Annotated in this window: 18 protein-coding genes and 4 pseudogenes; 8 read left to right on the top strand and 14 right to left on the bottom strand. The window is 71.7% G+C overall.

What is annotated here, in order from left to right:
* Positions 1-168 precede the first annotated feature (168 nt).
* The 7 genes and pseudogenes from ABZ464_RS48400 to ABZ464_RS48370 form a co-directional block, all read right to left on the bottom strand.
* Complete coding sequence (locus ABZ464_RS48400; RefSeq protein WP_359288669.1) at positions 169-2,031, bottom strand: ABC transporter ATP-binding protein; 1,863 nt, start codon at positions 2,029-2,031, stop codon at positions 169-171.
* Positions 2,028-3,962 (bottom strand): ABC transporter ATP-binding protein, encoded by a 1,935-nt coding sequence (locus ABZ464_RS48395; protein WP_359288667.1) that lies wholly within the window; start codon positions 3,960-3,962, stop codon positions 2,028-2,030. The genes ABZ464_RS48400 and ABZ464_RS48395 overlap by 4 nt, the downstream gene beginning before the upstream one ends.
* Before the next feature lie 161 nt (positions 3,963-4,123).
* Positions 4,124-4,279, bottom strand: a pseudogene (locus ABZ464_RS48390) (twin-arginine translocation pathway signal protein); the annotation flags it as partial.
* A gap of 92 nt (positions 4,280-4,371) precedes the next feature.
* Positions 4,372-4,875: an ATP-binding protein gene (locus tag ABZ464_RS48385; RefSeq protein ID WP_359288665.1), complete on the bottom strand. Its 504-nt coding sequence runs from the start codon at positions 4,873-4,875 to the stop codon at positions 4,372-4,374.
* Positions 4,876-5,191: 316 nt separating this feature from the next.
* On the bottom strand, positions 5,192-5,959 hold the full coding sequence (locus ABZ464_RS48380) for an enoyl-CoA hydratase-related protein (protein WP_359288662.1): 768 nt from the start codon (positions 5,957-5,959) through the stop codon (positions 5,192-5,194).
* A 77-nt stretch (positions 5,960-6,036) separates the two neighbouring features.
* On the bottom strand, positions 6,037-7,284 hold the full coding sequence (locus tag ABZ464_RS48375; RefSeq protein ID WP_359288660.1) for an Ig-like domain-containing protein: 1,248 nt from the start codon (positions 7,282-7,284) through the stop codon (positions 6,037-6,039).
* 180 nt (positions 7,285-7,464) lie between these two features.
* Entirely contained in the window at positions 7,465-8,706 is a 1,242-nt protein-coding gene (locus ABZ464_RS48370) for an Ig-like domain-containing protein (protein ID WP_359288658.1), read from the bottom strand.
* A gap of 153 nt (positions 8,707-8,859) precedes the next feature.
* Here ABZ464_RS48370 and glgX point away from each other — a divergent pair, with 153 nt between their 5' ends.
* Positions 8,860-11,094, top strand: a complete 2,235-nt coding sequence (gene glgX, locus ABZ464_RS48365) for a glycogen debranching protein GlgX (RefSeq protein ID WP_359288656.1) — start codon at positions 8,860-8,862, stop codon at positions 11,092-11,094.
* On the opposite strand, the gene ABZ464_RS48360 is transcribed toward glgX, so the two are convergent.
* The gene (locus ABZ464_RS48360) at positions 11,048-11,548 is read right to left on the bottom strand and encodes a hypothetical protein (RefSeq protein WP_359288655.1); all 501 of its coding nucleotides are present in this window, start codon (positions 11,546-11,548) and stop codon (positions 11,048-11,050) included. The two genes, glgX and ABZ464_RS48360, sit on opposite strands and share 47 nt — an antisense overlap.
* Positions 11,549-11,692: 144 nt before the next feature.
* Between ABZ464_RS48360 and ABZ464_RS48355 the strand changes: the two genes are divergently transcribed.
* Both ABZ464_RS48355 and ABZ464_RS48350 read left to right on the top strand, forming a co-directional pair.
* Positions 11,693-12,535, top strand: a complete 843-nt coding sequence (locus ABZ464_RS48355; RefSeq protein WP_359288654.1) for a polysaccharide deacetylase family protein — start codon at positions 11,693-11,695, stop codon at positions 12,533-12,535.
* Positions 12,535-13,716, top strand: coding sequence for a hypothetical protein (locus ABZ464_RS48350; protein ID WP_359288652.1), 1,182 nt, complete (start codon positions 12,535-12,537; stop codon positions 13,714-13,716). The genes ABZ464_RS48355 and ABZ464_RS48350 overlap by 1 nt, the downstream gene beginning before the upstream one ends.
* Here ABZ464_RS48350 and ABZ464_RS48345 read toward each other — a convergent pair whose 3' ends face one another.
* The gene (locus ABZ464_RS48345; protein ID WP_359288650.1) at positions 13,717-14,358 is read right to left on the bottom strand and encodes a GNAT family N-acetyltransferase; all 642 of its coding nucleotides are present in this window, start codon (positions 14,356-14,358) and stop codon (positions 13,717-13,719) included.
* A 49-nt stretch (positions 14,359-14,407) separates the two neighbouring features.
* Between ABZ464_RS48345 and ABZ464_RS48340 the strand changes: the two genes are divergently transcribed.
* Together ABZ464_RS48340 and ABZ464_RS48335 are read left to right on the top strand one after the other, a co-directional pair.
* The gene (locus tag ABZ464_RS48340; RefSeq protein ID WP_359288648.1) at positions 14,408-15,322 is read left to right on the top strand and encodes a MerR family transcriptional regulator; all 915 of its coding nucleotides are present in this window, start codon (positions 14,408-14,410) and stop codon (positions 15,320-15,322) included.
* 60 nt (positions 15,323-15,382) lie between these two features.
* Positions 15,383-15,595, top strand: coding sequence for an EF-hand domain-containing protein (locus tag ABZ464_RS48335; RefSeq protein WP_359288646.1), 213 nt, complete (start codon positions 15,383-15,385; stop codon positions 15,593-15,595).
* A 108-nt stretch (positions 15,596-15,703) separates the two neighbouring features.
* Here ABZ464_RS48335 and ABZ464_RS48330 read toward each other — a convergent pair.
* Positions 15,704-15,883, bottom strand: a pseudogene (locus ABZ464_RS48330) (ABC transporter ATP-binding protein); the annotation flags it as partial.
* 184 nt (positions 15,884-16,067) lie between these two features.
* Between ABZ464_RS48330 and ABZ464_RS48325 the strand changes: the two are divergent.
* A pseudogene (locus ABZ464_RS48325) lies at positions 16,068-16,298 on the top strand (FCD domain-containing protein); the annotation flags it as partial.
* A gap of 237 nt (positions 16,299-16,535) precedes the next feature.
* Here the strand turns inward: ABZ464_RS48325 and ABZ464_RS48320 are convergent.
* Positions 16,536-17,078, bottom strand: coding sequence for an MOSC domain-containing protein (locus ABZ464_RS48320; RefSeq protein WP_359288644.1), 543 nt, complete (start codon positions 17,076-17,078; stop codon positions 16,536-16,538).
* Positions 17,079-17,207: 129 nt separating this feature from the next.
* Positions 17,208-17,495, bottom strand: a complete 288-nt coding sequence (locus ABZ464_RS48315; protein WP_359288642.1) for a hypothetical protein — start codon at positions 17,493-17,495, stop codon at positions 17,208-17,210.
* 71 nt (positions 17,496-17,566) lie between these two features.
* Between ABZ464_RS48315 and ABZ464_RS48310 the strand changes: the two genes are divergently transcribed.
* Together ABZ464_RS48310 and ABZ464_RS48305 are read left to right on the top strand one after the other, a co-directional pair.
* Positions 17,567-17,722, top strand: coding sequence for a hypothetical protein (locus ABZ464_RS48310; protein ID WP_359288640.1), 156 nt, complete (start codon positions 17,567-17,569; stop codon positions 17,720-17,722).
* An 88-nt stretch (positions 17,723-17,810) separates the two neighbouring features.
* Positions 17,811-18,338, top strand: a complete 528-nt coding sequence (locus ABZ464_RS48305; RefSeq protein WP_359288638.1) for a hypothetical protein — start codon at positions 17,811-17,813, stop codon at positions 18,336-18,338.
* Between the two features lie 68 nt (positions 18,339-18,406).
* On the opposite strand, the gene ABZ464_RS48300 is transcribed toward ABZ464_RS48305, so the two are convergent.
* Complete coding sequence (locus tag ABZ464_RS48300) at positions 18,407-19,774, bottom strand: L-serine ammonia-lyase (RefSeq protein WP_359288636.1); 1,368 nt, start codon at positions 19,772-19,774, stop codon at positions 18,407-18,409.
* Positions 19,775-19,831: 57 nt separating this feature from the next.
* A pseudogene (locus ABZ464_RS48295) lies at positions 19,832-20,095 on the bottom strand (serine hydroxymethyltransferase); the annotation flags it as partial.

Below are 20,095 nucleotides of genomic sequence, written 5' to 3'. Positions count from 1 at the left end.
GGCCGTCCGGACACGACTAAGGCGGTACGCAGAACGGTGTAGCTGTGGGGTTGCTGTGAAGTAGCAGTGGGAAGAGTGGCAGTGGATTGCGCTGTCTGTCAGGAGCGCGTCAGGAATTTGGCCGGAAACGGTCCGTTGTCCGGGAGTTCATGTTCGCTATACGGACAATCAGGCCAGGCTGTCCCGCCAGGCCCGGTGCAGGTCCGCGAAGCGGCCCGTGCCCGCGATGAGATCGGCGGGCGCGCCGTCCTCCACGATCCGGCCGTGCTCCATCACCAGCACCCGGTCGGCGATCTCCACCGTCGACAGCCGGTGCGCGATCACCACCGCCGTACGGCCCTTCAGCACCGTCGCCATCGCCGCCTGCACGGCCCGCTCCCCGGGGATGTCCAGCGAGCTGGTCGCCTCGTCCAGGATCAGCACCGCAGGATCCGCGAGCAACGCCCGTGCGAACGCCACGAGTTGCCGCTGACCCGCGGAGATACGGCCGCCCCGCTTGCGGACGTCGGTGTCGTAGCCGTCGGGCAGCGCGCTGATGAACTCATGCGCGCCGATCGCCTTGGCCGCCCGCTCGATCTCCTCCCGGGTCGCGTCCGGGCGCCCGATGGCGATGTTCTCGGCGACCGTGCCGGAGAACAGGAACGCCTCCTGCGTCACCATGACCACCCCGCGCCGCAGCTCCGGCACGGCGAGCTCGCGCAGATCGACCCCGTCGAGCAGCACCCGCCCGCCGGACGGGTCGTAGAAGCGGGCCAGCAGCTTGGCCAGGGTGGACTTGCCCGCGCCGGTGGAGCCGACGACGGCGACGGTCTGCCCGGCGGGCAGGACGAGGTCGAACCGGGGCAGAACCTCGCCCCCGGTGCGGTAGCCGAAGGACACCCCGTCGAACACGACCTCGCGGCCGGGCAGGTCGTCCCGCGGCGCGGGCAACTCCTTCGGCACCGAGGGCTCGGGCACCGACGGCGTCTGCGCGAGCAGCCCCGCGATCTTCTCCAGCGAGGCCGCCGCCGACTGGTACGAGTTGAGGAACATGCCGAGCCGGTCGATCGGGTCGTACAGCCGCCGCAGATACAGCACCGCCGCCGCCAGCACACCCAGCGCCAGCGTGCCGCCCGCCACCCGGTAGGAGCCCCACAGGACGATCAGCGCGACGGCCGTGTTGGCGACGACCCGGGAGCCGATGACGTACCGGGCCATCTCCAGCAGGGCGTCGCCGTTCGTGAGCTCGTGGCGCCGGTTGAGGACCCGGAAATCGGCGTCGTTGACGGCCTCGCGGCGGAAGGCGCGCACCGGCCGGATGCCGTTCATCGTCTCCACGAACTTCACGATCACGGCCGCGATCGCGGTGGACCGGGTGGTGAACACCCGCCCCGCGCGCCGCCGGTACACCCGCACCAGCTGGTACAGCGGCACGAAGGACGCCACCGCCACCGCGCCGAGCCCGAGGTCCAGCCAGAGCAGCATCGCCGAGATGTACAGGAAGGACAGCACCACGGTCACCAGCTCCTGCAGGCCCTCGCTGAGGAGCTCGCGCAGGGACTCCACGTCCGTGGTGGAGCGGGAGATGAGCCGGCCCGAGGTGTAGCGCTCGTGGAAGTCGACGCTGAGGGCCTGCGCGTGCCGGAAGATACGGCCGCGCAGATCGAGCAGCACGTCCTGGTTGACCCGGGCGGCCGCGATCAGGAACGCGTACTGCAGGGCGCCGGACACCAGCGCGCACCCCAGATAGCCGACGGCCACCGCGATCAGCGGCCCGTGGTCGCCGGCCCGGAACGCGGGCACCGCGCGGTCGATGGCGTACGCCACCAGCAGCGGGCCCGCCTGCACGGCCGCCTGCTGGAGCAGCAGCAGGAGCGTGGTCAGCGCGACCCGCGCCCGCATGGGGGCGAGCAGGGAGCGCAGCAGGATGCCGGTGGCGCCGGGCGGGGTGGGCAGGACGTCCTTGTCGAAGGGGTCGTCCGGACCGGTCCGCGGCGGCAGGTCCTCCGGCTGGTCGTCGGTGGTGGGGGAGGAGGTGGTGGGGGCACTCATCGGTCGTCCTCCTGGCGGCCGTTTCCTGACATGAGGTGGGCGTACTCGGGGTTGGCGCGCAGCAGTTCCTGGTGGGTGCCGACCGCGGTGATCCGGCCCCCGGAGAGCAGGGCGACCCGGTCGGCGAGGAGCACGGTGGACGGGCGGTGGGCCACGATGAGCGCGGTGGTGTCGGTGAGGACATGGCGCAGCGCGGCCTCCACGGCGGCCTCGGTGTGGACGTCCAGCGCGGACAGCGGGTCGTCGAGCACGAGGAAACGCGGTCGGCCGACCACGGCTCTGGCCAGGGCCAGCCGCTGCCGCTGTCCACCGGAGAGGCTGAGTCCCTGCTCGCCCACCTGGGTCGCGGCGCCCTGGGGGAGGGCGTGCGCGAACTCGGCCTGGGCGACGCCGAGCGCCCGCTCCAGCTCGGCCGCGCCGGCCTCGTCGTCCGCCCCCATCAGCACGTTCTCCGCGACGGTCGCCGAGAACAGCGTCGGTTCCTCGAAGGCGACGGCGACCTTGGCGCGCAGCTCCTCACGGGTCATCGCGGTGACGTCCTCGCCGTCGAGCGTGATCCGCCCGGCGGTCACCTCGTGCAGGCGGGGGACGAGCGCGGTGAGGGTGGTCTTGCCGCTGCCGGTGGCGCCGACGAGGGCCATGGACTCCCCGGGCCGGATGTGCAGATCGACGCGGTCCAGGGTCGGGGGCGAGGCGGGGTCCGCGTCGGGGTAACGAAAGACGACCCCGTCGAAGCGCAGCCCCTCGCCTACGGCGCCTGCGCCCGGGGTGTCCGCAGCGCCCGCGACGCCCGCGGCATCCGCGACCGGGTCGCCGGCTTCGGCGGTGCCCGCTCTCCGGTTGCCCGTGCCCGTGCCCGCGCCCGCGACGCGCGCGGCGCCCGCTCCCCGGCCGGCCGCGCCCGCGGCGCCCGCGGGGCTCTCCGGGGCTGTTTCCGTCTCCGGTTGCTCGTCCATCACCTCGAAGTACCGTTCGGTCGCCGTGGCCGCCTCCTGGCTCATCGCGAGCAGGAAGCCGATGGAGTCGACGGGCCAGCGCAGTGCGAGGGCCGTCGACAGGAAGGCGACCAGGGTGCCGGCGGACAGCTCCCCGTCCGCCACCTGCATGGTGCCCAGGACCAGCGCCGCCCCGATCGCCAGCTCCGGCAGGGTCACGATGACGGCCCAGATCGTCGCCAGCAGCCGGGCCTTGCGCAGCTCCGTCCCCCGCAGGGTCGACGACAGCGCGCGGAAGGCCCGCGCCTGGCTGCGGTGCCGGCCGAACCCCTTGATGATCCGGATGCCGAGCACGCTCTCCTCGACGACCGTCGTCAGATCGCCGACCTGGTCCTGGGCGAGCCGCGCCACGACCGCGTACCGGTTCTCGAAGATCACGCACATCACCATGACGGGGAGCGCGGGCCCCAGGATCACCAGTCCCAGGGACCAGTCCTGGAGCAGCATGATGATCACACCGGCCAGGATGGTCACCGCGTTGACCAGCAGGAAGGTCAGCGGGAAGGCGAGGAACATCCGCAGCAGCATCAGATCGGTGGTGGCCCGGGACAGCAGCTGCCCCGAGGCCCACCGGTCGTGGAAGGCCACCGGCAGCCGCTGCAGATGCCGGTACAGCCCGGCCCGCATCTCCGCCTCGACATGCGAGAGCGGGCGCGCCACCAGCCAGCGCCGGAGCCCGAACAGCCCGGCCTCCAGAAGTCCGAGCAGCAGCAGGTACAGGGCCCCGAGCCAGACGCCCGCCGGGTCCCGGTCGGCGACCGGCCCGTCCACCATCCATTTGAGGACGAGCGGGATCACCAGCCCCACACAGGAGGCGACGACGGCCACGGCGGCGGCGCCGAACAGCCGCACCCGCACCGGCCGCACATACGGCCACAAACGCAGCAACGTCCGCACCGCGGACCGGTCCTTGGTGGTTGCACGTGTCGTCGACATCAGGAGCGAGCCTACGGATCGCCACTGACATCGCCCAACGGGTTTTGACCGGTCCGCCCTCGGTCGCTGGTCCTACGACCTGCGCATTCGACGGTTTGTTCCCCCTTCCGGGTGAATCCCGGGAGGCCTCAGCCCGCGTACGGCAGCAGCGTGCCCTGGGCGTCCTGGTAGTGCTTCCACCGACACCGGCGCAGGGCCCGGTTGGCGCGTACCCGCCAGGACAGATCCCGCTCCGGCAGCTACTCGCCCCGCAGCAGATAGCCCGCGAGGCTGGTGCCGCCCAGCGGGTACGCCGGGTCGGGTCGGGCGCCGACCACTTGGCGACCGAGCCGCCGTCGTAGAGGGGCAGTGCCACTTGCCGATCAGCGAGGTGGAGTCGTCCGTATCGCGGGAAGCGGGCGGGGTGTCGTCAGCGGTCCGCCACGCGCATCTCGAACCACGTCGTCTTGCCGCGCGGCAGCAGGTCCACGCCCCAGCGGTCGGAGAGTTTGTCGACGAGGAAGAGGCCGCGGCCGCTGACGTCCAGTTCCTGGACCGGCATGAGGCAGGGCAGACCGCGGGAGGGGTCGCGGACCTCGACGCGGATCCAGCCGCGGCGCCGGCGCAGGCGGAGGCCGAAGACACGGGCACCGGTGTGGCGTACGGCGTTGCCGACGAGTTCGGAGACGAGGAGGACCGCGTCCTCGGTCATCTTGGGGGACAGTCCCCACTGGCGCAGCACGACGACCTGGGTGAGGCGGCGGGCGGTGGCGGCGGACTCGGGGCGGGAGGGGAGCGGAACCTCGCCCTCCGTGGGGTTGCCGAACAACTCCAGCGCCTTGAGCGCCCGTTCGTCCTCGACCGCAGGCGACCAGCGTGTCGCGGCCACACGCCCGTGCCCTCGCGGCTGTTCGATACCCTCCAGCCCCGCCATGCCCCCATCATGGCCGTCCGGGGCGTCCTCCGGGGCCGTTCCGGCGGAATACGCCCCTGGGGCGACCCCGTTCGAGGTGGTGCCACTGGCATGTGCCGGAGGCGGTTCGGAGTCCGGCACTGCGCCGTTGACCTGCGGTGACGGATCCTGTGCGGGCAATCGCCGGACTCCCTCGACAAGGCGGGCTCAGGGTCGACCCAAGGGTCCCATGAACCGCCCCATCGAGGGACCCGGACGGAACATCCCGGATGAGACATCCCGTCAATTGCAAGCGATTACGGCCCTGTTCAGGGAGACCTGCCTCACAGGGCCCGCCTCACAGAAACTTGGCCTTGCCCGGCCCCTCCTCGACGAAGCTCCGCATGCCGATCTCGCGGTCGGCGGTGGCGAACAGGCCCGCGAACCAGTTGCGTTCGACCGCGAGACCGGTGTCGATGTCCGTCTCCAGGCCGGTGTCGATCGACTCCTTCGCCGCCCGCAGCGCGAGCGCCGGGCCCTGGGCCAGCTTCGCGGCCCACGCGTGCGCCTCCGTGTACACCTCGGCGGCCGGGACCACCCGGTCCACCAGGCCCAGGGTCAGCGCCTCGTCCGCCTTCACCATCCGGCCGGTGAAGATGAGGTCCTTCGCCTTGGAGGGGCCGACCAGCCGGGCGAGCCGCTGGGTGCCGCCCGCGCCGGGGATCAGCCCGAGCAGGATCTCCGGCTGGCCCAGCTTGGCGTTGTCGGCCGCGATCCGGAAGTCGGCGCAGAGGGCGAGCTCGCAGCCGCCGCCCAGCGCGTAGCCCGTCACGGCCGCCACGACCGGCTTGGGGATCCGGGCCACCGCCGTGAAGGAGTCCTGCAGGGCGCGCGAGCGCAGGACCATCGCGGTGTGGTCCATGTCCTGCATCTCCTTGATGTCCGCGCCCGCCGCGAACACCTTCTCCCCGCCGTACACCACGACGGCGCGGACGTCGTCCCGGCGGGTCGCCTCCTCGGCCAGCTCCTTGAGCCGGTCCTGCGTGGCGACGTCCAGGGCGTTCATGGGCGGGCGGTCGAGGCGGATGGTGCCGACGCCTTCGGCGACTTCGAGATGAACGGTCATGGCAGCAGGTTAACCACCATTAACGACGGCGGGCCCGGTGCCGTTGGTCACAGCACCGGGCCCGTCATGAAGGGGTCCTACTTGGTCCACTCGGCCCAGGAGAGGTTCCAGCCGTTGAGGCCGTTGGCCGGGTCGACCGTCGGGTCGGTGGAGTTCTTCACCGTCACCACGTCGCCGACCATCGACTGGTTGAAGAACCACGCGGCCGGCACCGAGCCGTCGTAGCCGCCGCGCACATCGCGCAGACCGATGCAGCCGTGGCTGGCGTTGTAGTTGCCGAAGGCGTCGCCGCCCCAGTAGTTGCCGTGCACGAAGGTGCCCGAGTTGGTCAGCCGCATGGCGTGCGGGACGTCCTTGATGTCGTACTCGCCGTCGTAGCCGACGGTGTCGCCGTTCATCCGGGTCACCGTGAACTTCTCACTGATGACCATCTGGCCGTTCCAGGTGGCGTAGCCGGGCTTGCCCGTGGTCACCGGGATGGTCTTGTACAGCTTGCCGTCCCGCATGACCTTCATCGTGTGCTTCTTGGCGTCCACGATGGACACCTGGCTGCGGCCGATGGTGAAGGAGACGGTCTTGGACTGCTTGCCGTAGACGCCCTTGCGGCCCTCGACCCCGTCCAGGTTCAGCTTGACGGTGACCTTGGTGCCGGCCTTCCAGTACTGCTCGGGGCGGAAGTCCAGGCGGTCGTTGCCGAACCAGTGGCCCTCGACGTCCACGGCCGGCTCGGTCTTGATCTCGATGGCCTTCTCGACGTCGGCCGGCTTGGTGATGCCGCGCGTGAACCGGACCGAGAACGGCATGCCGACGCCGACGGTCGAGCCGTCCTCGGGCGTGAAGTTGCCGATGAAGGTGTTCTGCGGGCTGAGCGTGGTGAAGGAGGAGTCCTCGGCGGCCGTACGGCCCTGCGAGTCCTTCGCGACCGCGTGCACCTGGTACTTGGTCGAGGCGGCGAGGTGGGTCGCGGGCGTCCAGCCGGTGCCGTCGGCCGAGATCGTGCCCTTGATCGCCGTACCGTCGTCGTCCTTGACCGTGACCTCGGTCAGCTTGCCCTCGCTGGCGCTGACCTTCAGGACACCGCTGGTGTCGACGTCCTCGGTGCCGGTCTTCGGGGCGATCGTGACGACCGCCTCCGACTGCTTGCTCCCGGCCGCCGCCGTGCTGCCCTTGCCGTCCTTGTCCTTGGCGTCGGATCCCGGGTCCGAGCCGCCCCCGCCGCACGCCGTGACGGCGAGCAGCATCCCGCCGACGATCAGCGCCAACCGCTTGTTGCGGCCGCGTGAGCGCCCCGCGATCGACGCCCCCGATATCGGTCGCACGTTCAAGTCGTTCTCCCCTCCCGGGCCTGGTCAGGCCCCCACCCCCGCGCATCCCGCGCGATCATTTGCGCATATTAACCGCATGGTTTTGAGCTGCGTGTCAGGTGAATGTCACCGTTCTGTCGCAACTAGGACCATGGTCACGCGGGGAGGGTTGCACGGCGGGGAGAGGTTTTCGGAAACGGGCTATTCGGCGCTTTCCGCCGTCCACTCCTCCCAGCTCAGATTCCAGCCGCCCAGCCCGTTGTCCGGCGCGACCTCCTTGTCCTTGCTGTGGACGACCTCGACGACGTCCCCGATCAGCGAGCGGTCGAAGAACCAGCCCGCGGGGGTGTCCGAGCCGCCGCCCCTGACGTCCATGAGGCCGACGCAGCCATGGCTGACGTTGGCGTTGCCGAAGACGTCCGGCTCCGCCCAGTAGTTGCCGTGCAGGAAGGTGCCGGACTCGGTCAGCCGCATGGCGTGCGGCACGTCCGGGATGTCGTACTCGCCCTTGCCGTCCTTCTTCTTGAAGCCGACCGTCGCCCCGTTCATCCGGGTCAGTTCGAGCATCTCGGTGACGACCATCTTCCCGTTGTACGTCGTCGTCCTCGGCGCCCCGGCCGTGATGGGCACGGTGGCGACCAGGTCGTCCTCGCGCCACACCTTCATCGTGTGCTTCTCGGCGTCGACGAGGGAGACCTGGCTGCGGCCGACGGTGAACGAGAACGTCTTGTACTGCAGCCCGTAGACCCCGGGCGCGCCCTCCACGTCCCGCAGCCTCAACGCGACCGTGACCTTGGTGCCGGGCTTCCAGTACTCCTCGGGGCGGAAGTCCAGCCGGCCGCCGCCGAACCAGTGCGGCCGGATCTCCACGGCCGGCTCGGCGGTCACCTCGATCGCCCGCTGCACGGCGGCCCGGTTCTCGACCTCCCGGCTGAAGTCCAGGGAGACGATCATCCCGGTGCCGACGGTGGAGCGGTTCTCCGGGGTGACGTACCCGATGAAGCGCTCCTCGGGGACGTAGGTGGTGAACGTGGTGTGACGGGCCGAGCGGTCGCCGTCGCCGTCCAGCGCCACCACGTCGACCGTGTAGCGGGCGGCCAGCGCCAGCCGGCCGCCGTCCGGCCGCCAGCTGCGCCCGTCCGCCGAGATCCGGCCCGGCACCCTCGTCTCCTGGGCGTCCTGCGACCGCACCACCTTCACCGACTCCAGCCGCCCGTCCGGCACCCGGACCAGCAGGCCCGTCTCAGGGCGCACCCCCTTCGCATGGTCGTCGGGGGTCACCCGGATGACGTCCTCGGGGGCCGCCGGTCTGCCCAGCATCCGGTCCAGCCCGCTTCCGCCGTCGCCCGAGCAGCCCGCCGCCCCGGCCAGAAGTCCGGCCCAGGTCACTACGGCGGCCACTGCGACGCCCGCGCGCCGTGCGCGCCCATGTACGTGCCTCACAGCGTGTCCAACGACCGGGTGCGCCCCGGGGAAACGTGAGTGCGAGGCGCGCTCTGGGCAGAACAGGGGGAGGACGACAGCGCGGGGTGGCGGCGGCCGGGACGCCGTACGCCCGCCCGTACGTCGTACCCACGAGCCGCGGGAGGCTGAACGGTGTCCAGCGCAGCCGAGCAGGAGGCGGTGGCGGAGCAACGCGCCACGCCGGACACCCGACTGAACGGGGTGTCCCAGAAGGTGCCCGGCGTGCCCGTGCGCCCGGGTGCGCCCACCCCGCTCGGCGCCCGCTTCCGGGTCGGCCCGGACGGGGTGGCGGGCACCAACTTCGCGCTGTGGGCGGGCGGGGCGGAGGCCGTCGAGCTCTGCCTGTTCGACGAGGCCGGCCGGGAGACCCGCGCCGCGCTGACCGAGCTCACGCACGAGATCTGGCACGGCTTCGTCCCGGGCGTGATGCCCGGCCAGCGCTACGGCTTCCGGGTGCACGGTCGCTGGGACCCGTGGACCGGCGGCCGCTGGAACCCGGCGAAACTGCTCCTCGACCCCTACGCCCGCGCGGTCGACGGGGAGTTCACCCTCCCCCCGGAGGTCTACGGGCATGTCAGGGACTGGCCCCAGCAGCAGGTCGCGGACACCGTGCGCGACGAACGCGACTCGGCGCCGTACGTCCCGAAGGGCGTCGTCGTCCACGATGACGACGACTGGGCCGACGACCGCCGCCCCAAGACCCCGTGGGCCGACTCGGTCATCTACGAACTCCACGTCAAGGGCTTCACCAAGCTTCACCCCGGCATCCCCGAGGAACTGCGCGGCACCTACGCCGGACTGGCCCACCCGGCGGCGATCGAGCACCTGGTGAAGCTGGGCGTGACGGCGGTGGAGCTGCTGCCCGTCCACCAGTTCGCCCACGAGGACCACCTGCTGCGCCGCGGCCTGCGCAACCACTGGGGCTACAACTCCATCGGCTACTTCGCCCCGCACGCCGGCTACGCCTCCTCCGGTACGACGGGACAGCAGGTCGGCGAGTTCAAGCGGATGGTGCGCGCCCTGCACGCCGCCGGCATCGAGGTCATCCTCGACGTCGTCTACAACCACACCGCCGAGGCCGGCGAACTCGGCCCCACCCTCTCCCTGAAGGGCATCGACAACCGCGGCTACTACCGCCTCCAGTCCGACGCCCGCCGCTACGCCGACTACACCGGCTGCGGCAACACCCTGCACGTGGTGCAGCCGCATGTGCTCCGGCTGATCACGGACTCCCTGCGCTACTGGGTCACCGAGATGGGCGTGGACGGCTTCCGCTTCGACCTCGCCGCCGCCCTCGCCCGCTCCATGCACGACGTCGACATGCTCTCCCCGTTCCTCGCGGTCATCGCCCAGGACCCGGTGCTGCGCCGGGTCAAGCTGATCGCGGAACCCTGGGACGTGGGCTCGGGCGGCTACCAGGTGGGCGCCTTCCCTCCCCTGTGGACCGAGTGGAACGACCGCTACCGCAACGCCGTGCGGGACTTCTGGCGGCACGCGCTGCCCGACGTCCGCGAGATGGGCTACCGCCTGTCCGGCTCCAGCGACCTGTACGCCTGGGGCGGACGCCGCCCGTACGCCTCGGTCAACTTCGTCACCGCCCACGACGGCTTCACCCTGCGCGACCTCGTGTCCTACGAGCGCAAGCACAACGAGGCCAACGGCGAGGGCAACCGGGACGGCACGGACGACAACCGGGCCTGGAACTGCGGGGTGGAGGGGGAGACGGACGACGAGCGGGTCCGGGCGCTGCGGCGCAGGCAGCTGCGCAACCTGCTCACCACCCTGCTGCTGTCGACCGGTGTGCCGATGCTGGTCGCGGGCGACGAACTGGGCCGCACCCAGGGCGGCAACAACAACGCGTACTGCCAGGACAACGAAACCGGCTGGCTCGACTGGAGCCTGCTCCAGGACCCCGGGTGGCGCACGCTCCTCGACCTGACCTCCCGGCTGATCGCGCTGCGGCACCGGCATCCCGTGCTGCGCCGCCGCGCGTTCTTCTCCGGCCGCGCCCACTCGGCGGACGGGCTGCGCGACCTGGCCTGGTTCACCGCGCGGGGCACCGAGATGACCGAGGGCGACTGGTACGCCCCCGCCGCGACCCTCGGCATGTACCTCTCCGGCCGGGACATCCCCGGCCGTGACGAACGGGGCGCCCCGATCACCGACGACAGCTTCCTCGCGGTGCTGCACGCCGGCGACCGCCCGGTGAGCTTCGTCCTGCCGGGGCCGCCGTGGGCGGAGCGCTACGAGGTGGTCGTCGACACCTCCCACGAGGAGCAGACCGGGCCCCCGGGCGTCGTCCACCGGGCGGGGGAGGCGGTCACGGTGCCGGCGCGGGCGGTGGTGCTGCTGCGGGTGGCGGGCTGAACCGCCGCTCCTCCCAGTACGCCGTCAGCTCCCGGACCTTGTCGTCGAAGCGGGGGTCGAGGAACGACGTCGGCGCGGGCAGGGTCGTGCGGCGGCCGTCCGTGAGATGGGCGACGACCTGGCGCACCCCGAAGGCGCGGCGGACCTCCAGGCGCTCGATGCCGGCCCAGGGGAAGGCGCGGCGCCCGCCGTGCACCACGACCAGGGCGTCCTCGGTCAGGTTCACCCCGCGGTTGCGTCCCGTCAGCGCCAGGACGGTGACACCGGCGAAGGACCAGCCGACCACCTGGCCCAGCTCGACCACGCTCATCGGGTCCTCGCTGAAGAAGCGGCCGAAGTACAGCGCCAGAGAGGCGCTGAGGAAGCCGAGGGCGGCGGGTGCCGCGCGCTGTGTGCTCAGGAGCCGGAACGAGCGCCCGGATCCCTGCGGGGCCCGGGGAGCGGAGGAGTTCAAGGGGACCACCGTTCGCCGACGTGGGATCCAGGGTGGCATGCCGGGCCGGGCGGGGCGCCGGGGTGTGTGCGGGCCGACGTCGTCTCCGGCCGCCACGCGGGGGAATGAGCCTGGTTTCTTACTTTTTGCCCCTTAAATGGTGCGGTGACTTCGACCGACCGCCGTGCCGCGCTGCGGGTGGGTGCCGGGCTGGTCGCCGGGGGCGCGTTCGCCGGTGCGTGCTCCACGTCCGGCTCCGCCTTTGGCCCCTCCTCCGGCCCCTCCTCCGGCACGTCCCCAGGCTCCCCCTCGCCCTCGTCGCCCGGACCGGCCTCCTCCACTTCCTCCACTTCCTCCGCCTCCCCCGCCGCCGCCCGCCCCGCCCCGGCCCCCCGCGCCTTCCCCGGACAGCCGGCCCAGATCAGCCACGGCCCCCGGGACCGGCCCCGGGTCGCCCTCACCTTCCACGGGCAGGGCGAACCGGCCTTCGCCGAGGCCCTCCTGGGGGAGGCCGAGCGGCACGGGGCACGGGTCACCGTCCTCGCCGTCGGGACCTGGCTCGACGCACACCCGGCCCTCGCCCGCCGGATCCTCGACGGCGGCCACGACCTCGGCAACCACACCCACCGCCACCTCGACATCAACGCCATGTCCGAGGCCGAGGCGCGCGGCGAGATCGAGGAGTGCGCACGGCGGCTCCAGCGGCTCACCGGCTCCGTCGGGACCTGGTTCCGGCCCTCCCGCACCTCCCGCGCCTCCCCGCTCGTCCAGCGGCTGGCCCGCGCCGCCGGCTACCCCCATGTCCTGTCCTACGACGTCGACTCCCTCGACTTCACCTCACCCGGCGCCCCCGCCGTCACGGCCAACGTCCTGCGCGAGGTCCGCGACGGATCCGTCGTGAGCCTGCACTTCGGGTACGCGGACACCCTCGCCGCGCTCCCCGCCGTACTGGACGAACTCGCCCGCCGCGGACTGCGCGCGGTCACCACCACGGAGCTGCTCAGCTGATGCGACCCACACTCCTCACCCGCGCCCTGTGCACCGCCGCCGCCCTCGCCGCCCTCGCCGCCTGCGGCGGTGGGGCCGAGGACCGGCCCGACCGGTCCGCCGCCACCAAGGCCGCCGTCCCCGCCCCGCCGCGGAAGAAGCCGGCCGTGGACGGACTGCCCGGGATGCCGCCCGTCCTCGACCCGAAGGACGTCTATGCCGCCGACCGCCCGAACAAGCTCTCCCCGGTGGTCAAGGACTTCCCGTCCCGCGTCTACGTCCCCAACACCGAGTCCGACACGGTCTCCGTCATCGACCCGAAGACGTACGAGGTGATCAGGACCCTGCACGTGGGGCGGCAGCCGCAGCACGTGGTGCCCTCCTGGGACATGAAGACGCTCTGGGTCAACAACAACCGGGGCCACACCCTCACCCCCATCGATCCGCGGACGGGGAAGGCGGGCAAGCCGGTCGAGGTGCACGACCCGTACAACCTGTACTTCACACCCAACGGCAAGTACGCCGTCGTCATGGCCTCCCTCGACCGCGAACTCGTCTTCCGCGACCCGCACACCATGAAGCGGATCAGGACCGAACCGGTCACCTGCTACGGCGTCAACCACGCCGACTTCTCCCTCGACGGGCGCTACTTCATCGTGTCCTGCGAGTTCAGCGGGGAGCTGCTGAAGGTCGACACCGAGAAGATGAAGGTGATCGCCCAGCAGAAGCTGCCCTTCAAGGGCGCCATGCCGCAGGACGTCAAGATCTCGCCCGACGGCAAGCGGTTCTACATCGCGGACATGACGGCCGACGGCCTGTGGATCCTCGACGGCGACACCTTCGCCGAGCCCGCCTTCCTGCCCACCGGCAAGGGCACCCACGGCCTGTACGTCAGCCGCGACTCCCGCGAGATGTACGTCTCCAACCGGGGCGAGGGCACCATCTCCGTGTTCGACTTCGCCAAGGGCGAGGTCACCAGGAAGTGGCGGCTGCCCCACGGCGGCAGCCCCGACATGGGCGGCGTCTCGGCGGACGGCAAGGTCCTGTGGCTCTCCGGACGCTACGACGCCGAGGTGTACGCCATCGACACCCGCACCGGCAGGCAGCTCGCCCGCATCCCGGTCGGCAGCGGCCCGCACGGCCTCGCCGTCTACCCCCAGCCCGGCCGCTACTCCCTCGGCCACACCGGCATCTTCCGGTAGTCACCGGCGGGCGGTCAGCAGCAGCTCCGCGCCCACCGGCACATACCCCGCCGCCTGGAACGCCCGTACGCTGCGGGCGTTCCCCGGGGCGACCTGGGCCCACACCGGCTCGTCGGCGAGATGGCGGGCGGCGGTCACCAGCAGCCGGCCGAGGCCCCGGTGCCGTAGCGCCCCGTCCACCTCGACCGACACCTCCAGCCGCCCGCCGATCCCGCGCCCCGTCACCAGCACCCCGCCGTCCGCCGACCAGGCCCGCACATCATGGCGCCGCCGGAGGGCGTAACGGATCCGGGGATGGCCCCGGTCCTCGATCTCCGTCAGGGACAGCGCCGGCGGGGGCCCGCCCGGCAGCGGGGAGCCCACCAGCATCGCGTCGATCGTCTCGGCCGTACGGCCCGTGCGCTCCATCAGCGACGCGAGGAAGCGCGGGTTCATCGAGGCGGACAGCGCGTCGCAGTCCACGGCGCGCAGGGTGTCGTACACCCACGCGGGGTCCTCGTCCGTGAACACCACCGAGTGCGCGGTGAAGGCGAGGACGCCCGCGTCGCGCGGGGACATCTGCGGCACGACCGTCGTCCGGCCGTCCTCCGGGGGGAAGACGCCGTGCGCGGCCCCGTCGAGAATGTCCCGCAACGTCTCCACCGCACCGCTCCTTGAGTCTCCACCCACTGGAAGGCCCAGACTCGCAGACATGATCGACGACGGCACCGGCCTGTTCACCATCGGCGAGCTGGCCCGCGCCACCGGGCTGACCGTGCGCACCATCCGCTACTGGTCCGACGAGGGCGTCCTGACCCCCGCCACCCGCTCCGCCGGCGGCTACCGGCTCTACGACGCCGGGTCCGCCGCCCGGCTGGAACTGATCCGCACCCTGCGCGAGCTGGGCCTCGGCCTCGCCGACGTCCGCCGGGTGCTGGCGGGGGAGCGGACGGTCGCGGAGGTGGCGGCGGCACACGTGTCCGCGCTGGACGCGCAGATCCGGTCGCTGAAGGTGACCCGGGCGGTGCTGTCGTCGGTGGCCCGGCGCGGTTCGAGTGCGGAGGAGATGACCCTGATGAACAAGCTGGCACGGCTTTCGGCGGCCGAGCGCAGAAGGATCCTGGAGGAGTTCGTGGACGAGATGTTCCACGGGCTGGACACCGCGGACCCGGTGATCCGCGAGCGGATGCGGGCCACGGCCGTGGACCTGCCGGAGGAGCCGACACCCGAGCAGGTGGACGCCTGGGTGGAGCTGGCCGAGCTGCTCCAGGACCCGGAGTTCCGGGCGCAGATGCGCCGGGTCGCCGAGTTCAACGCGGCGGACCGGGGGCCCGAGGTGCCCGCCGGGGCGTCCCTGTGGTTCGCCCGGCGGCTGGTGCTGGCGGCGGCGCAGGCCCGCGCGCGGGGCGTCGCCCCCGGCTCCCCGGAGGCGGCTGAGGTGCTGCGGGGCGTGCTCGGTGACGCGGATCCGGCCGAGGTCCTCGCACGCCTCACCGCCCCGTCGAATCACCAGGTGGCCCGTTACCGGGAGTTGCTGGTGACGGTGAAGGGCCAGGCGCCCGAGGCCGCCCACCGGGAGGAGTTCGCCTGGGTGGTCGCGGCGCTGGAGGCCCGCACGGGCAGCTAATCTGACCTGCGTCAGTACGACAGCAAGACACCGCAAGGTATGGCGAAGAGGGGCGGATCGGTGGCCGACATCGAAGAAGCACGCACACAGTTCCAGCGCATCGACACGGACGGCGACGGGTTCATCACCGCCGCCGAGTTCAAGAGCGCCCTGGCCCAGGAGGGCGACTGGAACGTCACCGAGTCGGTGGCCGAGGCCATCATCAAGACCCGCGACCTCAACGGCGACAAGGTCCTGTCGTTCGACGAGTTCTGGGCGTACCTGAGCAAGTGAGCCACGGAGGAAGGGGGCGCCCCGACCGGGCGCCCCCTTCCTCATGCCCGGCGGTCGATCCGTACGCTCCAGCGGCCGTCGCCGTGCCGGTCCGGGGCGAGCGGCGGGTCGAAGCACTTGGGCGTGGCTGATGCCCGCCGGCAGTTCCTCCAGATGGTGGGTGACCAGGACGGTCGCCGGCCGGGGGTGGGCGCGGCGCAGCCCGTCCAGCGCCTCCAGCAGCCCCTCACGACCCGGCAGGTCCAGCCCGGTCGCCGGTTCGTCGAGCAGCAGCAGCCGGGGCTCCGGCTCCCCCGCATAGGCGGCCGTCGTGTCCTCGGTGCGGTGCAGGACCTCCACGCCCGGTCCGGGGGCGGGCTGCGGGTCCGCCACCGCATAGGTCGCCGTGAACAGCTCGTACAGCTCCTTCGCGGTCGGCTCCCGGCCGCGGTCGTCCGTCGCCTCCTGGACGACCCGGGAGAAGTCCGGCCGCATCGCCTTCCACGCGGCGGTGGTCGCCGCCGCCCACACCCCCGTCCTCGCCGACCTCTTCGAAGAGTTCCGGCCGGTCCTGCGCGAGGGCCTGGTCGACCTGCTGGCCCTGACCGGCCTGCGCACCGCCGACCCGAACACCGGCGACGAGGCCCACGCGGAACTCGTCCGTGCGGTGGCGACCGGGGACGCGGAGGGGGCGGCGGAGGTCCTCCGCGGGGAACTGGAGGACGCGTTCACGGAGGGCTGGACGCCCCGTTTCACGGACGGCTGGACGCCCGTTCGCGAACGGCCGGCCGACGCTTTCCCCGATGGCCGGGCGCCGGGTCATGGAGGGGCTGGCCGAGGCCTTCCCGACGGTTGGGCGGCTCGTTCGCGGACGGCTGGCCGAGGGCTTCCCGACGGCGGGGCGTTCGTGGACGGCTCGGCGATGCCTTCCCCGACGGTGCCGCGACACCCTTCTCCGGCGCTAGACGATCTCCAGTGCCCGGTGCGGGCCCTCCGGTAGTTCGAGCGTGATCGGGTCGCCGGGGCGGACCACGCCCCCGTTCAGGACGACGCCCATGATTCCGGCGCGGAAGGCCGGGCGGCCGTCCGCGTGCCGGCCCACGACCTGCTTCAGCAGGCCCTTGCGGAAGGCGTCGATCTGCGCACAGGGGTTCCGCAGCCCGGTCACCTCGACCACGGCGTCCGCCCCCAGCCGCAGCCGCGCCCCGACCGGCAGCCCCAGCAGATCCAGCCCCCGAGTGGTCACGTTCTCCCCGAGCTGCCCGGCGGCCACCTCGAACCCGGCCTCCCGCACGTCCGTGAACAGCTCCTCGTGGATGAGGTGCACCTGCCGGAGATTGGGCCGCGTCGGATCCTTCGCCATCCGCGACCGGTGCTTCACCGTCACTCCGGCATGCACGTCGCCCTCCACGCCCAGCCCCTCGACCAGCGTGATGCCGTCGCGGTTGGGCTTGGTGAAGGAGTACGTACCACTGCTGCTCACGGCACTGACCGAGCCGGACATCCTGCCCCCGTTTCCTCGCGGTCCGACCATCGTAGGTCGCGGCCCCCGGGGCGGACAGGGACGTTGTCAGTGCCACCCGGCAGAATCGCTTCATGATCCCCCACTCCGGTTTCGACCGTCCGAACAGCGCTACCGGGGGCCGGGCCGTTCCAGCGCGGAGGGATCGGTGAAGGCCGGGTCGCGAGGGGTGCCCGTACGGAAGGCCCGGCCGGAGTCCCCGTCCCAGCTCTCCTCCTCCTCGGTGAGCCGCTCGATCATGTCGAAGAACAGGTTCTCGACCGGCCGCAGCCCGGCCACCGCGTCGGTCAGGTCCCGCGCGTCGACGAACCGTGCCCCGTCCCTGCCGACGGACAGCACGGCCAGCCACCCGTCGTCGTCGGCGGCCAGGAGACGGGCACCGGTCTCCGCCCAGAACAACACGCTGTCCTCGGCGTCCTCGGACTTGAACTCCCCGGCCGCGGCGAACAGCAGAGATCGCCCGCCAGGGGTTGTGGCTGCTGTACAGGGATGTCTGGGCGGGTGCCTCCCCCGGCATCGTCGCCAACGCCTACTACGTCCTGAGGGCGATCGAGACGGATGAGGAACGGCTGCACGCCTACCGGGACTCGGGCCGGATCAAACTGCCCGACGATCTGACCGACTGAACCTCCGGACGGGTCGCCAGGGTTTCGCTGCCACGGAGTTGGTGCAGGCTGGGACGCGAGAAGATCCTGGTTTAAGGGGAGTGCGCACGTGGGCATCCGGCCGTCGCTGATCCAGGCCGAGCGGGTCGACTGGGCATCCCTGCGGTGTGGCTGCGGCATGACGGGCGCGCATATACCCGAGACCTTCGCGGCCTTGGTCGACGCGACGACGCCGCAGGGGTTGGCGGAGGCATCCCTGGAGGGCCACGTCCACATCCAGTCGCTCCTCTTCGAGGTGGCGGTGCCTGTCTCCTCGATGATCGTGGCGGCTTTGAACGAGCCCCTCTGGGAGGACGTACGGGTCAGGCTCCTGGACGACCTCGGCGCCTGTGTGGGCGGGGAGTCCCACTGGACCGAGGTCGAGGCCGGCGCACCCGAGATCGAGATCGACTGTCAGATCGCTGCCCGGGAAGGTCTCTGGACGCTCTACCAGGAATACGCGAGCGGTCGGGCGCTGCTTGCGAGGCTCGTCCTTGACGTGGTGGACAACGACCGGGACCGCTTCGCGTATTTCGATCACAAGCTGAAGGGACGCATCCAGAAGCGGGCGAAGCGTCATGGACCGACAGGATGGTGAATCTGCCAGAGCAGGGAAGGCCCCGACAGCGCTGAAAGACGTGAACGCGCTGGGCAGGGCCCATTTCCCTAGCACTCGATGATGTTCACCGCCAGCCCGCCCCGGGCCGTCTCCTTGTACTTCACGCTCATGTCGGCGCCGGTCTCCTTCATGGTCTTGATGACCTTGTCGAGGGACACCTTGTGGGAGCCGTCGCCGCGCATGGCCATGCGGGCGGCGGTGACCGCCTTGACCGAGGCCATGCCGTTGCGTTCGATGCAGGGGATCTGGACCAGGCCGCCCACGGGGTCGCAGGTGAGGCCGAGATTGTGCTCCATGCCGATCTCGGCGGCGTTCTCCACCTGCTCGGGGGAGCCCCCGAGGACCTCCGCGAGGGCGCCGGCCGCCATCGAGCAGGCGGAGCCGACCTCGCCCTGGCAGCCGACCTCGGCGCCGGAGATGGAGGCGTTCTCCTTGAAGAGCATGCCGATCGCGCCCGCCGCGAGCAGGAAGCGGACCACGCCGTCCTCGTCCGCGCCGGGGACGAAGTTGACGTAGTAGTGCAGGACGGCGGGGATGATGCCCGCCGCACCGTTCGTGGGGGCCGTCACCACCCGGCCGCCCGCCGCGTTCTCCTCGTTCACCGCCATCGCGTACAGGGTGATCCACTCCATGGAGTGCGCCAACGCGTCGCCGTCCGCGCGCAGCTGACGGGCGGTCACGGCGGCCCGGCGGCGGACCTTCAGACCGCCGGGGAGGATGCCCTCACGGGACATGCCCCGCGAGACACAGGCCTGCATGACCCGCCAGATGTCGAGGAGGCCCTCGCGGATCTCCTCCTCGGTGCGCCAGGCCCGCTCGTTCTCCAGCATCAGGGACGAGATCGACAGGCCGGTCTCCCGCGTCAGACGCAGCAGCTCGTCGCCCGTGCGGAACGGGTACTTCAGGATCGTGTCGTCCAGCTTGATGCGGTCCGCGCCCACCGCCTCCTCGTCGACGACGAAACCGCCGCCCACCGAGTAGTACGTCTTCGTCAGCAGCTCCGCGCCCGAGGCGTCGTACGACCGGATCGTCATGCCGTTCGCGTGGTACGGGAGTGCCTTGCGGCGGTGCAGGACCAGGTCGTCGTCGAAGGAGAACGGGATCTCGCGCTCGCCGAGCAGCCGCAGCCGGCCCGACTCCTTGATCTGCTCCACCCGCTCGTCCGCGGTCTCCACGTCCACCGTGCGAGGGGAGGCGCCCTCCAGGCCGAGCAGGACCGCCTTGGGGGTGCCGTGGCCGTGGCCGGTGGCGCCGAGGGAGCCGTACAGCTCGCAGCGGACGGAGGCGACGGAGTCCAGCAGCGCGTCGCCGCGCAGGCGCCGCGCGAACATACGGGCCGCACGCATCGGGCCGACCGTGTGGGAGCTGGACGGGCCGATGCCGATCGAGAAGAGGTCGAAGACCGAGATGGCCACGGGCTTTCCTTACCGAGAGGGTGGGGGCACACGCCGTCGGGTACCCCCACCAGGGAACTACTTGTTCAGAACGGGGTAAAGCGGGTGCTTGTCGGCGAGGGCCTCGACCCGGGCCTTCAGGGCAGCTGCGTCGTAGGACGGTTTGAGGGCTTCGGCGATGACGTCGGCGACCTCGGCGAAGTCCTCGGCGGTGAAGCCGCGGGTGGCGAGGGCGGGGGTGCCGATACGCAGGCCGGAGGTGACCATCGGCGGGCGCGGGTCGTTCGGTACGGCGTTGCGGTTGACCGTGATGCCGACCTCGTGGAGCCGGTCCTCGGCCTG

This window comes from Streptomyces sp. NPDC005820, assembly GCF_040630255.1.
Taxonomy (GTDB): domain Bacteria; phylum Actinomycetota; class Actinomycetes; order Streptomycetales; family Streptomycetaceae; genus Streptomyces.
Note: the sequence above shows the minus strand (reverse complement) of the source record. Positions and strands in the feature narration are given on the sequence as shown.